This window comes from Streptomyces sp. NBC_01551 (assembly GCF_026339935.1).
Lineage (GTDB): Bacteria > Actinomycetota > Actinomycetes > Streptomycetales > Streptomycetaceae > Streptomyces.
Genome location: NZ_JAPEPX010000001.1, coordinates 1022430 through 1038068 on the forward strand (window position 1 = coordinate 1022430; position 15639 = coordinate 1038068).

The 15639-nt window shown below is 73.3% G+C and carries 15 protein-coding genes; 5 read left to right on the forward strand and 10 right to left on the reverse strand.

The features are described from left to right. Positions 1 to 351: 351 nt before the first annotated feature. The gene (locus OG982_RS04470) at positions 352 to 1290 is read right to left on the reverse strand and encodes a LysR family transcriptional regulator (RefSeq protein WP_266789520.1); all 939 of its coding nucleotides are present in this window, start codon (positions 1288 to 1290) and stop codon (positions 352 to 354) included. A gap of 70 nt (positions 1291 to 1360) precedes the next feature. Between OG982_RS04470 and OG982_RS04475 the strand changes: the two genes are divergently transcribed. Further along, complete coding sequence (locus tag OG982_RS04475; RefSeq protein ID WP_266789518.1) at positions 1361 to 2485, forward strand: TDT family transporter; 1125 nt, start codon at positions 1361 to 1363, stop codon at positions 2483 to 2485. Positions 2486 to 2743: 258 nt separating this feature from the next. Here the strand turns inward: OG982_RS04475 and OG982_RS04480 are convergent, their stop codons facing one another. Beyond that, a complete protein-coding gene (locus OG982_RS04480; RefSeq protein ID WP_266789516.1) occupies positions 2744 to 3472 on the reverse strand; it encodes a helical backbone metal receptor in 729 nt (242 codons plus the stop codon). Continuing rightward, positions 3469 to 4080, reverse strand: a complete 612-nt coding sequence (locus OG982_RS04485) for a helix-turn-helix domain-containing protein (RefSeq protein WP_266789514.1) — start codon at positions 4078 to 4080, stop codon at positions 3469 to 3471. The genes OG982_RS04480 and OG982_RS04485 overlap by 4 nt, the downstream gene beginning before the upstream one ends. Before the next feature lie 175 nt (positions 4081 to 4255). Between OG982_RS04485 and OG982_RS04490 the strand changes: the two genes are divergently transcribed. From OG982_RS04490 to OG982_RS04505, 4 genes are all read left to right on the forward strand, one after another. Next, positions 4256 to 5161, forward strand: a complete 906-nt coding sequence (locus OG982_RS04490; protein WP_266792226.1) for a 5'-3' exonuclease — start codon at positions 4256 to 4258, stop codon at positions 5159 to 5161. Between the two features lie 49 nt (positions 5162 to 5210). Beyond that, complete coding sequence (locus tag OG982_RS04495) at positions 5211 to 6044, forward strand: siderophore-interacting protein (RefSeq protein ID WP_266789513.1); 834 nt, start codon at positions 5211 to 5213, stop codon at positions 6042 to 6044. 120 nt (positions 6045 to 6164) lie between these two features. Further along, positions 6165 to 7715, forward strand: a complete 1551-nt coding sequence (locus OG982_RS04500) for a serine hydrolase (RefSeq protein ID WP_266789511.1) — start codon at positions 6165 to 6167, stop codon at positions 7713 to 7715. A 54-nt stretch (positions 7716 to 7769) separates the two neighbouring features. Beyond that, positions 7770 to 8741 carry a pseudouridine synthase gene (locus OG982_RS04505; protein ID WP_266947961.1) on the forward strand — a complete coding sequence of 324 codons (972 nt, stop codon included), beginning with the start codon at positions 7770 to 7772 and terminating at the stop codon, positions 8739 to 8741. Here OG982_RS04505 and OG982_RS04510 read toward each other — a convergent pair. From OG982_RS04510 to OG982_RS04540, 7 genes are all read right to left on the reverse strand, one after another. Further along, positions 8738 to 11572, reverse strand: coding sequence for an RNA helicase (locus tag OG982_RS04510; RefSeq protein WP_266789508.1), 2835 nt, complete (start codon positions 11570 to 11572; stop codon positions 8738 to 8740). The genes OG982_RS04505 and OG982_RS04510 overlap by 4 nt on opposite strands. Positions 11573 to 11641: 69 nt before the next feature. Next, entirely contained in the window at positions 11642 to 12550 is a 909-nt protein-coding gene (locus OG982_RS04515; RefSeq protein WP_266789506.1) for a diacylglycerol kinase, read from the reverse strand. Between the two features lie 16 nt (positions 12551 to 12566). Further along, entirely contained in the window at positions 12567 to 13532 is a 966-nt protein-coding gene (gene tatC / locus OG982_RS04520; protein ID WP_266789504.1) for a twin-arginine translocase subunit TatC, read from the reverse strand. A 59-nt stretch (positions 13533 to 13591) separates the two neighbouring features. Then, positions 13592 to 13888 carry a Sec-independent protein translocase subunit TatA gene (gene tatA / locus OG982_RS04525; protein ID WP_266789502.1) on the reverse strand — a complete coding sequence of 99 codons (297 nt, stop codon included), beginning with the start codon at positions 13886 to 13888 and terminating at the stop codon, positions 13592 to 13594. Between the two features lie 165 nt (positions 13889 to 14053). Then, positions 14054 to 14254: a hypothetical protein gene (locus tag OG982_RS04530; RefSeq protein WP_266789500.1), complete on the reverse strand. Its 201-nt coding sequence runs from the start codon at positions 14252 to 14254 to the stop codon at positions 14054 to 14056. Positions 14255 to 14281: 27 nt separating this feature from the next. Beyond that, positions 14282 to 14548: a hypothetical protein gene (locus OG982_RS04535; protein ID WP_266789498.1), complete on the reverse strand. Its 267-nt coding sequence runs from the start codon at positions 14546 to 14548 to the stop codon at positions 14282 to 14284. 93 nt (positions 14549 to 14641) lie between these two features. Next, positions 14642 to 15610 carry a YafY family protein gene (locus OG982_RS04540; RefSeq protein WP_266789497.1) on the reverse strand — a complete coding sequence of 323 codons (969 nt, stop codon included), beginning with the start codon at positions 15608 to 15610 and terminating at the stop codon, positions 14642 to 14644. Positions 15611 to 15639 lie beyond the last annotated feature (29 nt).

Below are 15639 nucleotides of genomic sequence, written 5' to 3' on the forward strand. Positions count from 1 at the left end.
ACACACGCCCGGGCCCGCCGGCACCCTCTCCGGCCCCCCTCAGCCTCGCCGGCACCCCCCAGCCCCGCCGGCGTTCGAGGCGCGGGGGTCCGGGGGCCGGCCCCCGGCAACGGCGCCGCACCCGACAACCCCGGCGCCACCCGGGCACGTTCCGCCTCGGGCCGGGACAATCCAGCCCCGCCGGCGATTGAGGCGCGGGGGTCCGGGGCCGACCCCCGGCAACGGCGCCGCACCCGACAACCCCGGCGCCACCCGGGCACGTTCCGCCCCGGGCCGGGACAATCCAGCCCCGCCGGCGATTGAGGCGCGGGGTCCGAGGCGGCGCCCCGGCGGCGGCGCAGCGGCGTCCGGTCAGGCGGCGGCCGGGGGCTGGCCGCGGGTCAGCGAGAGCAGGTCCCGCGCCGGCCCGGCCGGCCGGGTCCCCCCGGGCCACACCGCCCGTAGGGCCCGGCCGAGCCCGGCGGCCCCCGACACCGGCACCTCCACCAGCCGCCGCCCCGCCAGCTCGTCCCCCACCGCCAGCTCCGACAGGACACACGGCCCCGCCCCGCTCAGCGCCGCCGCCTTCACCGCGGTGGTCGACGCCAGCTCCAGCAGCGGCACCGCCAGCCCCCCGCACCCCGCCAGCGCCGCGTCCAGCACCTGCCTCGTCCCCGACCCCCGCTCCCGCAGGATCAACGGCGTCGCCGCCAGCTCCGCGGCCTCGACACCCCGCGCCCGCCGCGCCCACGGGTGCCCCGGCGCCACCGCGACCACCAGCCGGTCCTGCGCGATCACCACCGAGTCCAGCCCCTCCGGCACGGACAGCCCCTCCACGAACCCCAGGTCCGCCTCATGGGCCAGCACCCGCTCCGCCACCACCGCCGAGTTCCCGGCATGCAGCGACACCGCCGTGTCCGGCCGCTGCCCCCGCAGCGCGATCAGCCACCCCGGCAGCAGGTACTCCGCGATCGTCATGCTGGCCGCCACCCGCAGCCGCGAGTCCCGCCGCCCCCGCAGCGCCTGCGCCCCCGCGTCGAACGCCTCGGCCGCCTCCACCACCCGCCGGGCCCAGTCCGTGACCAGCGCGCCGTCCGCCGTCAGCGTCGACCCCCGCGGCGAGCGGTCCACCAACGCGACCCCCAGCCGGGTCTCCATCGCCCGGATCCGGCTGCTAGCGGCGGGCTGGGTGATCCCCAGTCGGCGCGCGGCCCCGCTCAGGCTGCCGACCCGCGCCACCGCCAGCAGCAGCTCCAGCGCGCCGAGGTCCGGCACGCGGTGCGCCAACGGCACCCACTCCTCGTTACCCATAAATGCAGTTTATGCCCTCATATGAACGTGACCTCTGCCGCCCCGCCCCCGCCGGGGCGACGCTGGCTCCATGGCCACCACCCTCGTGCGACCCCGCACCGCCACCGAACCCGTGCGCCCCGCCCACAAGGCACCCGCGCTCCGGCACCTCGGCCCCAACTGGTACGCGTCCGTCATGGGCACGGCGATCATCGCCAACGCCGGCGCGAGCCTCCCGTACCAGCTGCCCGGGCAGCGCGTGGCCTGCCAGCTGATCTGGGCGCTGTCCGCCGCCGCTCTCGCCGTCCTCCTGACCGCCCGCGCCGGGCACTGGCTCCACCACCGCGACCAGGCCCGCGCCCATCTCCTCGACCCCGCCGTCGCTCCCTTCTACGGGTGTCTCTCGATGGCGCTGCTGGCCGTCGGCGCCGCCACCCTCACCGTCGGCAAGGACCTGATCGGCGTCGGCCCGGCCGTCGCCGCCGACGCCGTCCTCTTCACCGCCGGCACCGTGACCGGCCTGGTCATGGCCGTCGCCGTGCCCTACCTGATGGTGGTCCGGCACCAGGTCGAGCCCCACCAGGCCACCCCCGTCTGGCTGCTCCCGCTGGTCGCCCCGATGGTGTCCGCCGCCGTGGGCCCGCTGCTGATACCCCACCTGCCCGCGGGCCAGCCCCGCGAGGCGCTGCTGCTCGCCTGCTACGCCATGTTCGGCATCAGCCTGCTGGCCACCCTGCTGATGCTGCCCCTGGTCTTCGGCCGGCTGATCGTGAGCGGCCCGCTCCCCCTGGCCCTCACCCCGACCCTCTTCCTGGTACTGGGCCCCCTCGGGCAGTCCACCACCGCCGTGAACCAGCTCGCGGACGTGGCCCCGCAGTCGATCGGCGCCCCCTACGCCGACGCGCTCGGCGCGTTCGCGGTCGTCTACGGGGTCCCCGTGATGGGCTTCGCGCTGCTGTGGCTGGCGCTGGCCGCCGCGATGCTGGTGCGGGCCGCGCGCCAGGGCATGGGGTTCGCGATGACCTGGTGGGCCCTGACCTTCCCCGTCGGCACCTGCGTCACCGGCGCCGCCGGCCTGGCCCGGCACACCGGCCTGACCGCCTACGCCTGGCTGGCCGCGGCCCTGTTCCTGGCCCTCGTCACCGCCTGGCTCCTGGCCGCCACCCACACCCTGCGCGGCCTCCGCACCGGCCGCCTCCTCGCGGCCCCGCGCTAGCTCCTGGTCGTCCGCCGCTCATAGCGCACGGACAGCGGCCGGGCCCGGCCCCGACCCGGACTCCGGCGCCGCGCAGGCACCGACCAGCAGGGCCGCCCCCGCGAACAGGGCAAGGCTTCTTCCGATACGCATCCCCGCGGAGTACGAGCGCCCCCCTCACCGCACCCCGCGCAGGGCCCCGCCGGGCAGGCACCGACCCCGCGCAGGGCCCCGCCGGGCACAGGCACCGGCCCCGCGCCGGCGCGAGCCCGTGCCGGCTCAGGCGCCGCCCGCACCCAAGGCCCGCGCCAGGACCGCCGGGGCCTCCGCCAGCGAGGGTCCGTACCAGGTCAGGTGCCGTCCGCTGACCAGCGCCGCCGGGAGTCCCGGGAAGGCCTCCGGCCCGTCCTCGGCCGTGAAGCGGTACGGCTCGTCCGGCAGCACCACCAGATCGCACCCGGACTCCGCGAGCTCCGCCACGGGGACCCTCGGATACCGCTCCGCGTGCCCGGCGTACACGTTGCGCACGCCCAGCCGCGCCAGCAGGTCCCCCGCGAAGGTGTCCCGGCCGAGCACCATCCACGGCCGCCGCCAGATCGGTACGAACGCCAACCGCTCCGCGTCCGGCTCCACCCGGGCCCACGCGGCCTCCGCGTCCGCCAGCCACCCCGGTCGCGCCAGCCCCAGCGCTCCCACCAGTACCCGGTCCAGCTCGCGCAGCGCCTGCGGCAGGCTCCGTACCTCGGTGACCAGCACCCGCACCCCGGCCGCCCGCAGCTCCGCGAGGTCGGGGGCCCGGTTCTCCTCCTCGTTGGCGATCACCAGGTCGGGGCGCAGCGCCACGATCGCCCGTACGTCGGGGTTCTTCGTGCCGCCGATCCGCACCGCGCCGCCGTCGGCGACCAGGTCGGCGGGGTGCGTGCACCAGTCGGTGACGCCGACCAGCAGCCCGGGCGCGGTCACCGCCACCGCCTCGGTCAGCGACGGCACCAGCGAGACGACCCTCACTGCCCGGGCGAGGGCGGCTCGGAGGTCGCGTCGATGTGCTCGCCGACCGCCACGACCAGGAACCGGGTGTCCTCGGTGACCGCCCGCCAGCGGTGGCGCACGCCGCCCGACAGGAACAGCGCGTCCCCGCTCTCCAGCCGGTACGCCCGCCCCTCGGCCTCCACCTGGCAGGCGCCCGAGACGACGTACATCAGCTCGTCGTTGCGGTGCTGGTACTCCCGGCCGGCGTCCTGGTCCCCGGTGAACTCCAGTGCGTGCAGCTGGTGGTGGCCCCGTACGAGGGGACGCACACCGGGCACCGGTTCGAGCCCGGAGTCGTCACCGGCCCGTACGAGGTCCACCGTGCGCGCGGTGTCGGAGGCGGCCAGAAGTTCGACGGCCGTGGTCTCCAGCGCGTCCGCGACCCGCTCCAGGGAACGCATGCTGGGCCGGGCCCGCTCGTTCTCTATCTGGCTCAGGAAAGGCACCGAGAGACCGCTGCGCGCCGACACCGCGGCCAGCGTCAGGTGGAGGGCGCGGCGCCGTTTGCGTACGGCCACACCCACCCGAAGCGGTTCCTTGGCGTCCTTGTCCCGTTCCTTGTCGTCTGCGCCGTCCCTGTCGTTCATGTCGGGGCTGCCCTCCCCTTGTCCGTCGCACATCGGTCTGCGGTAAGCGCGCACACTGCTGTAAGCACCATACGCAGCAACCGCCTCCGGTTTCGCGCGGTCGGCCTGGCTGGCCGGAGTCAGCGGTTCACGGCGCGGCTGCGGCATCATCGTCACCGTGACGACACGACGCCTGATGCTCCTGGACACCGCCTCCCTCTACTACCGCGCGTATTTCGGCGTACCGGATTCCGTGAAGGCCCCGGACGGCACCCCGGTGAACGCCGTGCGCGGGCTGCTCGACTTCATCGGGCGGCTGGTCCAGGACCACCGCCCGGACGACCTGGTGGCGTGCATGGACGCCGACTGGCGGCCGCACTGGCGGGTGGAGCTGATTCCCTCGTACAAGGCGCACCGGGTCGCGGCGGAGTCGCAGACCGGTCCTGACCTGGAGGAGACGCCCGACACCCTGGCCCCGCAGGTGCCGATCATCGAGGCGGCGCTGGACGCGTTCGGGATCGCGCGGGTGGGCGTCGCCGGGTACGAGGCGGACGACGTCATCGGGACCCTGACGGCGCGGGCGACCGGCCCGGTGGACATCGTCACGGGCGACCGGGACCTCTACCAGCTGGTGGACGACGCCCGGCAGCGGCGCGTGCTGTACCCGCTCAAGGGCGTGGGCTCGCTCCAGGTGACGGATGAGGCGTGGCTGCGCGAGAAGTACGGGGTGGACGGCCCGGGCTACGCGGACCTGGCGCTGCTGCGCGGGGACCCGAGCGACGGCCTGCCGGGGGTTGCGGGCATCGGCGAGAAGACGGCGGCGAAGCTGCTCGACGCGTACGGCGATCTGGCCGGAATCATCGCGGCGATCGACGACCCGAGGTCCAAGCTGACCCTCACGCAGCGTAAGCGGCTGCACGAGTCCCGGCCGTATCTGGCGGTCGCCCCGAAGGTCGTCAAGGTCGCCGCGGACGTTCCGCTTCCGGACTTCGACCCGGTTCTGCCGAAGGCTCCGGCGCAGCCTGATCTCGTGGACGCGCTCGCGCACAGGTGGGGTCTGGGCGGAGCTGTGTCGCGTCTGAGCGGCGCACTCCTCCCATGAGGTGCTAACTTAGGTAATCCTAAGTTTAACTGGAGTCAGGGGAGACGCCGTGGCAGAAGGACGCGCCCGCACAGTCGGCACTGCCGTCGTTGTACGCACCGAGCGGCTGACGCCGCACATGGTGCGCTTGGTGCTGGGCGGTGACGGGCTGGCCGATTTCGACGCGGGCGAGTTCACCGACCACTACATCAAGCTCCTGTTCGCGCCGGAGGGTGTCACGTACGACGCCCCCTGGGACCTGGAGGCGATTCGTTCCTCCCACCCGCGCGACGAGTGGCCGCGCCAGCGCGCGTACACGGTCCGGGCATGGGACCCGGCGCACCGGGAGATGACCCTCGACTTCGTGGTCCACGGGGACGAGGGCCTCGCCGGCCCCTGGGCCGCCCGGGTCCAGCCTGGTGAGACGGTACGTTTCCTCGGCCCGGGCGGCGCGTACGCCCCGGACCCGGCGGCGGGCTGGCATCTCCTGGTCGGCGACGAGAGCGCCCTGCCGGCGATCGGCGCGGCGATGGAGCGGATGCCGGTCGGAGCCGAGGTCCACGCGTTCGTGGAGGTCGAGGGCCCGGCGGACGAGCAGAAGATCGCCACCCCGGACGGTGTCATCCCCATCTGGCTGCACCGCGCGGGCCGCCCCGTCGGCGAGGCGCTGGTGGAGGCGATCACCGCCCTCGACTTCCCCTCCACCGACGTCCACGCGTTCGTCCACGGCGAGGCGGGCTTCGTCAAGGACCTCCGCCGCCACCTCCGCCTGGAACGCGGCGTCCCGCGCGAACGCCTGTCGATCTCGGGCTACTGGCGCCAGGGCGAAACGGACGAGGGCTGGCGCGCCATCAAGCGCGACTGGAACGCCACGGTGGAAGCCGAACAGGAACGCGCGGCCTGACCGGCCGGCCGGGGCCGAGCCCCGGCGGGCGGGGCGGCTTCCGCGCCGCCCTTGGCGCCGGCCCCGGACGTGGTTCGGCCACGACGGGCGGTGGGGCGGCGGCGGCAGGAGAATGTGGGCATGCGTACGCTGCGCGGGCTCACGGCCATCGGGGTTCTCGTCGCGCTGGGCGCCGCCGGGACGGCAACGGCAACGGCCGCCCCCAGCCCGCCCCCACCCCCGAAACCCCAGATCACGGACGCCGCCGTCGAGAAGGCCGTGGCCCGTCTCGACGACACCGTCGCCGCCATGATGAAGACGACCGGCGTCCCCGGCACCTCCGTGGCCGTCGTCCACAACGACAAGGTCGTCTATCTCAAGGGCTTCGGCGTCCGCAAGACCGGCGAGACCGGCAAGGTCGACCCCGACACCGTCTTCCAGATCGCCTCCCTCTCCAAGCCGGTCTCCTCCACCGTCGTCGCCGGCACCCTCACCGACCCCGCCGAGTGGGACAAGCACGTCCCCCTCCCCGGCTTCGCGCTGGGAGACCCCTGGGTCACCGACCACGTCGCGACCGCCGACCTCTTCTCCCACCGCAGCGGCCTCCCCGACCACGCCGGGGATCTCCTCGAAGACCTCGGCTACGACCAGGCGTACATCCTCGACCACCTCCGCCTCGAACCCCTCGACCCGTTCCGCATCAGCTACGCGTACACCAACTTCGGCTTCACCGCCGCCGCCGAGGCCATCGCCGCCGCCAAGGGCACCAGCTGGCAGAAGCTGTCGGAGGACACCCTCTTCAAGCCGGCCGGCATGACCCGCACCAGCACCGAGTTCTCGGCCTTCCGCGACGCCCCCGACCACGCCGCCACCCACGTGAAGAACCCCGACGGCACCTGGAGCCCCCGCTACGTCCGCGACCCCGACGCCCAGTCCCCCGCCGGCGGCGTCAGCTCCACCGCCCGCGACATGTCCCGCTGGCTGCGCCTCCAGCTCGGCAACGGCGCCCTCGACGGCAAGCAGATCGTCCCCGCCGACACCCTCGCCCGCACCCACCTGCCGCAGATCCTGTCGCAGCCGCCCACCACCGCCACCGGAGAGCACACCGGCTTCTACGGCCTCGGCTGGAACGTCTCCTACGACGACGCCGGCCGGCTGCGCCTGAGCCACTCCGGGGCCTTCGAACTCGGCGCCAACACCAACGTCACCATGCTCCCGCTGGAGCAGCTCGGCATCATCGTCCTCACCAACGGCGCCCCCGTCGGCCTCGCCGACGCCGTCGCCCTCGACTTCTTCGACGTCGCCGAACACGGCCGGCCCACCACCGACTGGCTCGCGCTCGCCTCCGCCCTGTACGCGCAGGCGCTCGACACCGGCCGCTCCCCCACCGACTACGCGCACCCGCCCGCGAACGCCAAGCCCGCCCGGGACGACACCGCGTACACCGGGACGTACGACAACCCGTACTACGGCAAACTCACCGTGACGGCGAACCCCGACGGCAGCGGCCTGACCCTCTCCCTCGGCCCCAAGCCCCTGAAGTTCCCCCTGACCCACTACGACGGCGACGTCTTCAGCTTCGAGACCGCCGGCGAGAACGCGGTCGGCCGCACCGGGGTCACCTTCGCCGACGGCACGGTCCGCGTGGAGTACCTGGACGCCAACCACCTCGGCACCTTCACCCAGCGGTAGGGCCGGCCCCGGCGGGAACAGGACACCCCGCCGGGACGCCTACGCTGGACCCCGATGAGACGCAGACCCCTACCCCCCGCGCCGCTCCCCCAGGTCGCCGGCATCGACCCGGTCCGGCTGCGGCTGCCCTCCGACCCCGACGGGCTCTGGCCGGACCTCGGCGCCTACCTCGCCGACCGCTACGCCGGCACCCGCGGCGCCGAGACCATGCCCGCCCTGCTCCGCGCCGGCCGGGTGCTCGGCGTCGGCGGCCGGGTGCTGCGCCCCGAGGACCCGTACGAGGCGGGCAGCTACCTGTGGTTCCACCGGGACATGCCGCCCGAGCCGCCGGTACCGTTCCCGATCGGCGTCGTCTACCGCGACGAGCACCTCCTGGTCGCGGACAAGCCGCACTTCCTGGCGACGACCCCGCGCGGCAGCCACGTCACCCAGACCGCGCTGGCCCGCCTCCGCGACGAGCTGGACCTGCCCGCCCTCAGTCCCGCGCACCGGCTGGACCGGCTGACGGCCGGCCTGGTCATGTTCAGCATCCGCCCCGAGGACCGCGGCGCCTACCAGCTGCTCTTCCAGAACCGGCAGGTCGAGAAGGAGTACGAGGCCCTCGCGGCGCCGGATCCGACGCTCGCGCTCCCGCGCACCCTGCGCAGCCGGATCGAGAAGACCAGGGGCGTCATCGCCGCGGCCGAGATCCCCGGCGGCGAACCGAACGCCGAGACCCTGGTCGAACTCGTCGAATCGAAGGGCGACCTGGGCCGCTACCGGCTGACCCCGCACACCGGCCGCACCCACCAGCTGCGGGTGCACATGAACAGCCTGGGGCTGCCCATCCTCGGCGACCCGGTCTACCCCGAGGTCAGCGACCCGGACCCGACGGACTACCGGCGCCCGCTGCAACTGCTGGCCCGGGTCCTGGAGTTCACCGACCCGGTCACCGGCGTAGCCCACCGCCTGGAGAGCCGGCGCACCCTGCTGGCGTGGGAAGACCCCACTGCCTGGGACGCCGGCCCCCGGCCGGGGAGCGGCTAGCCGACGGAGCTGTAGGCCACGACACCGCGCAGCAGCGAATCGACGGCCTTGCGGGCGTTCTTCGCCACCGTGCTCCCGGTCGAGGACGGCGGGGCCGCGGCGGCGATCTGCCCGAGCACGTCGATGACCTGCTTGCACCAGCGCACGAAGTCGCCGGCCGGCATCTCCGCCTCGCGCAGCACCTCGTCCAGCCCCTTGTCGGAGGCCCACTGGTACGCCGCCCACGCGAAGCCGAGGTCCGGCTCGCGCTGGCCCACGCCCTCCGCCTGGTTGATGCGGTGCTCCTCCTCCAGCGCGTCGAGCCGGCCCCAGATCCGCACCATCTCGCCGAGTGCCACCTTCGCGGCCCCGTTCGGCACCTTCGGCGCGGCCGCGTCGTCGGACTGCCGCGCCTCGAACACCAACGCCGAGACACAGGCGGCCAGTTCGGCCGGGTCCAGGCCCTCCCAGACCCGCTCGCGCAGACACTCCGAGGCCAGCAGGTCGAGCTCCCCGTACAGCCGGGCGAGCCGCTTGCCGTGCTCGGTGACCTCGTCCTCGCGCAGGTAGTCGAGCTCGGTGAGCAGCGCGTGGATCCGGTCGAAGGTGCGGGCGATGGTGTTCGTCCGGCCCTCGATGCGCCGCTCCAGCTGCTGCGTGTCCCGCTTGAGCCGGTGGTAGCGCTCCGCCCAGCGGGCGTGGTCCTCGCGCTCGTCGCACCCGTGGCACGGGTGCGCCCGCAGCTCGGCGCGCAGCCGGCTGATCTCACGGTCGTCGGCCGCCGCCGCCCGGCCCCGCTTGTGCCGGTCCGGCGCTATGTGCCCGGCCTTGGCCCGCAGCTGGGACGCCAGGTCCCGACGCGACTGCGGCGAACGCTGGTTGAAGGTCTTCGGGATCCGCATCCGCTCGATGGCCTCGACCGGAACCGGGAAGTCGATCGCGGCGAGCCGCTTGACCTGCCGCTCCGCGGTGAGCACCAGCGGGCGCGGGCCCTCGGTGTACTCCTGGCCCCGGTGCCCGTTGACCCTCCCGGCCGGCATGCCCGGGTCCAGCACCAGTGCCAGCCCGGCGAACTTGCCGGTCGGCACGTGGATGATGTCGCCCGGCTTGAGCCGCTCCAGCGAACTGGCCGCCTGCGCCCGGCGCTGCGCCGCGCCCTGCTTGGCCAGGTCGCTCTCGCGGTCCTTGAGGTCGCGGCGCAGCTGCGCGTACTCCTCGAAGTCCCCGAGGTGGCAGGTCATGCCCTCCCGGTAGCCGTCCAGGCCCTCCTCGTTGCGCTGCACCTGCTTGGAGATCCCGACGACCGAGCGGTCCGCCTGGAACTGCGCGAAGGACGTCTCCAGCAGCTCGCGCGAACGGTGCCGGCCGAACATCTGGACCAGGTTCACGGCCATGTTGTACGAGGGCTTGAAACTGGAGCGCAGCGGATACGTACGGGTACCCGCGAGCCCGGCGAGCCCGACCGGGTCCATGCCGCGCTGCCACAGCACCACCGCGTGGCCCTCGACGTCGATGCCGCGCCGCCCGGCCCGGCCGGTCAGCTGCGTGTACTCGCCGGGGGTGATGTCGGCGTGCTGCTCGCCGTTCCACTTGACCAGCTTCTCCAGGATCACCGTGCGCGCGGGCATGTTGATGCCCAGCGCCAGGGTCTCGGTGGCGAAGACGGCCTTGACCAGGCCGCGGACGAACAGCTCCTCCACGACCTCCTTGAAGGTGGGCAGCATGCCGGCGTGGTGCGCGGCGATGCCCCGCTCCAGGCCTTCGAGCCACTCGTAGTACCCGAGGACGTGCAGGTCCTCGGTGGGGATGGAGGCGGTCCGCTCCTCGACGATGCCGCGCACCTTCAGGCGCGCTTCCTCGTTGTTGAGCCGCAGCCCCGCGTACAGGCACTGCTGGACGGCGGCCTCGCAACCGGCCCGGCTGAAGATGAAGTTGATGGCCGGCAGCAGGTCCTCGTTGTCGAGGCGGGCGATCACCTCGGGACGGCTCGGCGTCCAGATCCGGCTGCGCGAGCGCCGCTCGCGCTCGCGGTCGGCCTCGCGGACCATCTTGCCGCGCCGCCGGTCCTTCGGGTTGTACGTGCGGCTGTTCTCCTCGCGCGCCATGCGCAGCAGGTCGGGGTTGACCTCCCGGCGGGCGGAGCCGCGGCCGCCGTGGTCGGACTCCTCCTCGAAGAGGTCGTAAACCCGGCGGCCGGCCATGACGTGCTGCCACAGCGGGACGGGCCGCTCCTCGGAGACGATCACCTCGGTGTCGCCGCGGACGGTGTCCAGCCAGTCGCCGAACTCCTCCGCGTTGGACACGGTGGCCGAGAGGGACACCAGGGTCACCGAGTCGGGGAGGTGGATGATCACTTCCTCCCAGACGGCGCCGCGGAAGCGGTCGGAGAGGTAGTGCACCTCGTCCATCACGACGTAGCCGAGGCCGCGCAGCGCCTGGGAGCCGGCGTAGAGCATGTTGCGGAGCACCTCGGTGGTCATCACGACCACGGGCGCGTCGCCGTTGACGCTGTTGTCACCGGTCAGCAGGCCCACCTTGTCGGCGCCGTAGCGCTTGACGAGGTCGGCGTACTTCTGGTTCGACAGGGCCTTGATCGGCGTCGTGTAGAAGCACTTGCGCCCCTGCCGGAGCGCCAGGTGTACGGCGAACTCGCCGACGATGGTCTTGCCCGAGCCGGTCGGGGCGGCGACCAGCACGCCCTTGCCGGCCTCCAGTGCCTTGCAGGCCTCGATCTGGTACGGGTCCAGGTCGAATTCGTACATCTCGCGGAAGGGGGCCAGGGCAGAGGCCTCTTCGGCGGCGCGGATCCGGGCAGCGGCGTACCGCTCGGCGGGTGAGAGTTCTTCGGTCATCTTGTAGTCGAGCCTACCCGCCGCCTCTGACAACAGTCGCGATCTTTATCAGGAGCCCTCTACCCGGGATCAGGGCGCCAGAAGCCTCAGGGCGGCGGGTACGCATTCGGCCGTCACGGGCAGCGGCCCCATGGGTTCGCCGTCCGCGTAGGCGGTGATCCCGGCCGCCTCCAGGGTGACCTTCCGGGCCCGGTGGACGGTCACCTTCGGGTGGTCGAGGTGGGTCCCCTTGTAGACGCGCGGGAACACCCGCAGCAGGGTGCCCCGGCTGCAGTCGCCGACCACCGTGATGTCGAAGAGGCCGTCGTCGGGCACCGCGTCCGCGCAGATCCGCATCCCGCCGCCGTACGAGGAGCCGTTGCCGACCGCGACCAGCGTGGCCTCGGTCTCGATGACCGGGCCGTCGTCCAGGGTGATCCGGTACGGGAAGGGCCGGAAGGCGGCCAGCTCCGCGATCATGGCCAGGTCGTACTTGAATCGGCCCGCCGGCAGCCGCATCCGGTTGCCGCGGTCGTTGACCCGCGAGTCGAAGCCGGAGCACAGCACGGTCCCGTACCAGGTCCCGCCGCCCTCCCCCCGGGGTGCGACCCGGCCGAGGTCGATCTCCCGGATCCGCCCCTCCTTGAGGGCCTCGGCGGCCAGCCGTCCGGCCTGCGCGGGCTCCCGTACGGGCAGCCCCATGGCCCGCGCGAAGTCGTTCCCGGTGCCCACGGCGATCACGCCGAGCGGCACCAGCGAGCCCGCGAGCGCCTGGAGGGCGAGGGAGACCATCCCGTCGCCGCCGACGGCGAGCACCGCGCCGGTGCCCTCGCGCACGGCGGTGCGCAGCCGGGCCAGCGCGTCCCCGGCGTCGGCGCCGAGGACGGTCCGCACCGAGAATCCGGCCGCCCGGAGCGCGGAAGCGGCCGGCTGCGCGGCGTGCGCGCCCCGGCCGCGTCCCGCGGTGGGATTGACGAAGAGGGTGATCTCAGCGCTCACCCCCGGAATGTACCTGTCAGGTCGCGTCGTCGTAACCGTTGATCCGCCGGCTCCCGCCGTCGGCCTGCTCGGGCAGCGCCTTCGGTGCCGGAACGGACTCCACGGCTCCGATCGGGGCGGGAGTCAGGTCCAGCTGGGAGGCCTCGTCGTCGTCGAGCAGCGCGTCGGGGTTGTTGCGCCCGCGCCGGCGGTCGTTGAGGAGGCAGATCCCGAGGGCCATGAAGTACAGGGCGACGATCGGGGACGCCAGCGTCAGCATGGTGAGCGGGTCGCCGGTCGGGGTCGCGAAGGCCGAGAAGAGCGTGATGCCGAGGACCATGGCCCGCCACCAGCTGCCCAGCCGCTTGGCGCTGAGCACCCCGGTGAAGTTCAGCAGCACCAGTATCAGGGGCAGCTCGAACGCGAGGCCGAACACCACGACCATGCGCGTCACCAGGTCGAGGTAGTCGTCGACCGGGAGCAGGTTCTGGACGTGGTCGGGGGTCAAGCCGAGGAGGATCTCCGCGGTCTGCGGCAGGATCTTGTACGCGAGCACCGCGCCGGCGAGGAACAGCGGGGCGCCGACCGCGACGAAGCTCAGCGCGTACTTCTTCTCGCTCTTGTGGAGGCCGGGGGCGGCGAACGCCCACAGCTGGTACAGCCAGACCGGGGCGGAGAGCACGACGCCGGCGGAGAGTCCGACCTTGAGCGCGATGGAGAAGGGCGCGGTCAGGCCGCTCGTCGTCATCTGGGCGCAGGGCTGGCCGTTGCGCTGGTAGGTCGCGCCGTTGCCGCAGCCGACCGAGGAGAGCATCGGCTCCAGCAGGAAGTCGATGATCGGCCGGTAGTAGTAGACCGCGACGGCGGTGATCACGATGATCGCCAGCACCGACTTCAGCAGCCGGTTTCTCAGCTCACGCAGGTGCTCGACCAGCGGCATGCGCCCTTCGGCGTCCTTCGCCTGCTGGTCCTGTTTCCCCTGCTTGCGGGCAGACTTGAGCAACCCACGTCCCTTGTCTCGTTGCAGATGACTGGCGTGACCTCGGCCGGTGCGGCCGGGGATCAGCCCTGGGCGGTGCGGTTCGGCTCGTTCACGGGCCGGGAGCTGGTGACGTCACCGGGCGCGGCCTGGATGGTGCGCGGGGCGACGGGCTGCTGCGGGGCCTGGTCGGCGACCGGAGCGGCAGCGGCGGCGTCCTCCGCCTCGCCCTCCTTCTTCATCGCCTTGGCCTCGCTCTTGAGGATGCGCGCCGACTTGCCGAGCGAGCGGGCCATCTCGGGGAGCTTCTTGGCACCGAAAAGCAGCACGATGACAGCGATGATCAGAAGGATCTCAAGGGGCTTCAGATTGCCGATCATGTGTGTCTTCCTTCTCACCGAAACGGCTGATTGTGGAGGGCGGTGGTGGTCTGGACGGAAATCCGGTGACCGCCTTGCCAAGGATCGTAACCCCCAGGGGTTAACGTCCGGCAATCCCCTCGGGTACCGCAGGAGTCCGAGCGTACGGCTCCGGCCTCGCGGTTTCTACGGTCGTACGCCTCTGCCCGCACGCGCCAGATCCGTCGCCGCGCGTTCAAGATCACACGAGGCGTCGGTGATCCGGCGGCTGGCCTCGGCGACCTGTCCGGACAGCCGCCGCACCTCCAGGAAGACCCGCAGGGCCAGCACGGAGAGGACGGCGACCCCCAGGAAACCCAGGGCAATTGCGAGCATCGGCCACAGCATGGGACCGAGCCTAGGCCACCGCCCGCCTCAGATGCTGCGCAGGGTGCTCACGCCGCCACCGGTCAGGAGTTCCACGATCCGCTCACCGGCCGGTTTGCGGACCGCCGCCCCGCAGGCGGGGCAGGTGAAGGAGTAGAAGGTGGTGCGCCGGCTGCCGCCGATCACCAGGCGCAGCGCGCCCGCCGCGAGCTCGAAGCTGCCCCGGCAGTCCGGACAGCCCGCCTTGAAGGTGACCGGCCCCGCCGGCTTCCCCGCACCGGCCCTCAGCCCTGGCGTCCCATACGTCGGCGACATCACTCGGCGCTCCCCTCGGCCCAGCTCTCCGTACCCAGCCCAGCTCTTCCTGCCCGCCCCGCCCCGCGGCCGCCGCCCCCGGCGGCCGCGGGCTCAGACCTGTTCCCCGTACCCCGCCAGCGCCTCGCGCGCGGCCTGCCGCGCGCTGTCCGCGAGCTCCGCGGGCGCCACGATCCGGCCCTCCCGGCCCAGCCGCAGCGCCAGCCGGCGCAGCGAGGCCGGGTCGGGGCTGCGCAGCGTGATCCGCAGACCACCCTCCGCCAGCTCCTCGGCGCTGTCGTGCGGGTAGTACTCGGCGACCCAGCGCCCGCCGGGACCCACCTCGACCACGACCTCCGGGTCCTCGGCGGCCGGCTGGACCAGCCCCTCGGACAGGTCGCGCGGCTCGATCGCGGGCGGCTCGGACCGCTCGTCGAGCAGCCGGATTTCGGCCACCCGGTCGAGACGGAAGGTGCGCCGCGCCTCCGAGAGGTGGCACCACCCCTCCATGTAGGTGTGCCCCACCGTGAACAGCCGGATCGGGTCGACGGTGCGCTCGGTGAGCTCGTCGCGGGCGGGCGAGTAGTAGCGCAGCCACAGCCGCCGGCGCTCCGCGATGGCCCGGTCGACGTCCGCGAAGACCCCGCCCTCGGCCTCGAACGTCACCGACAGCCGGGAGCTGGCCCCGGCCGCCTCGCCCGCCGCGGCCTCCAGCTTCGCGGTCGCCCGCAGCAGCGCGTCGCGGTCGCTCTCGCGCAGGCCGGGCAGCGTCGCCACCGCGCGGGCGGCGACCAGAAGCGCCGTCGCCTCGTCGGCGGCCAGCCGCAGCGGCTCGGCGGTGGACTCCCCCGAGGCGTCGGGATTGCGCCACCAGATGCGCTCCCCGTCGGTGTCGATGTCGAGCAGGTCACCGCCCCGGAAGCTGGTCCCGCACATGGGCAGCACGTCGAGGTCCGAGATCAGCTCGTCCTCGGTGATCCCGAAGGCGCGCGCCACGTCGGCGACGTGCGCCCCGGGCCGCTCGCGCAGGTAGGTCACCAGGGACAGCATCCGACGGGTCTGGTCAATGGCGTTCGCGGCCATGCTGGTACGTCTCCCCCTCAGGGCGTAAC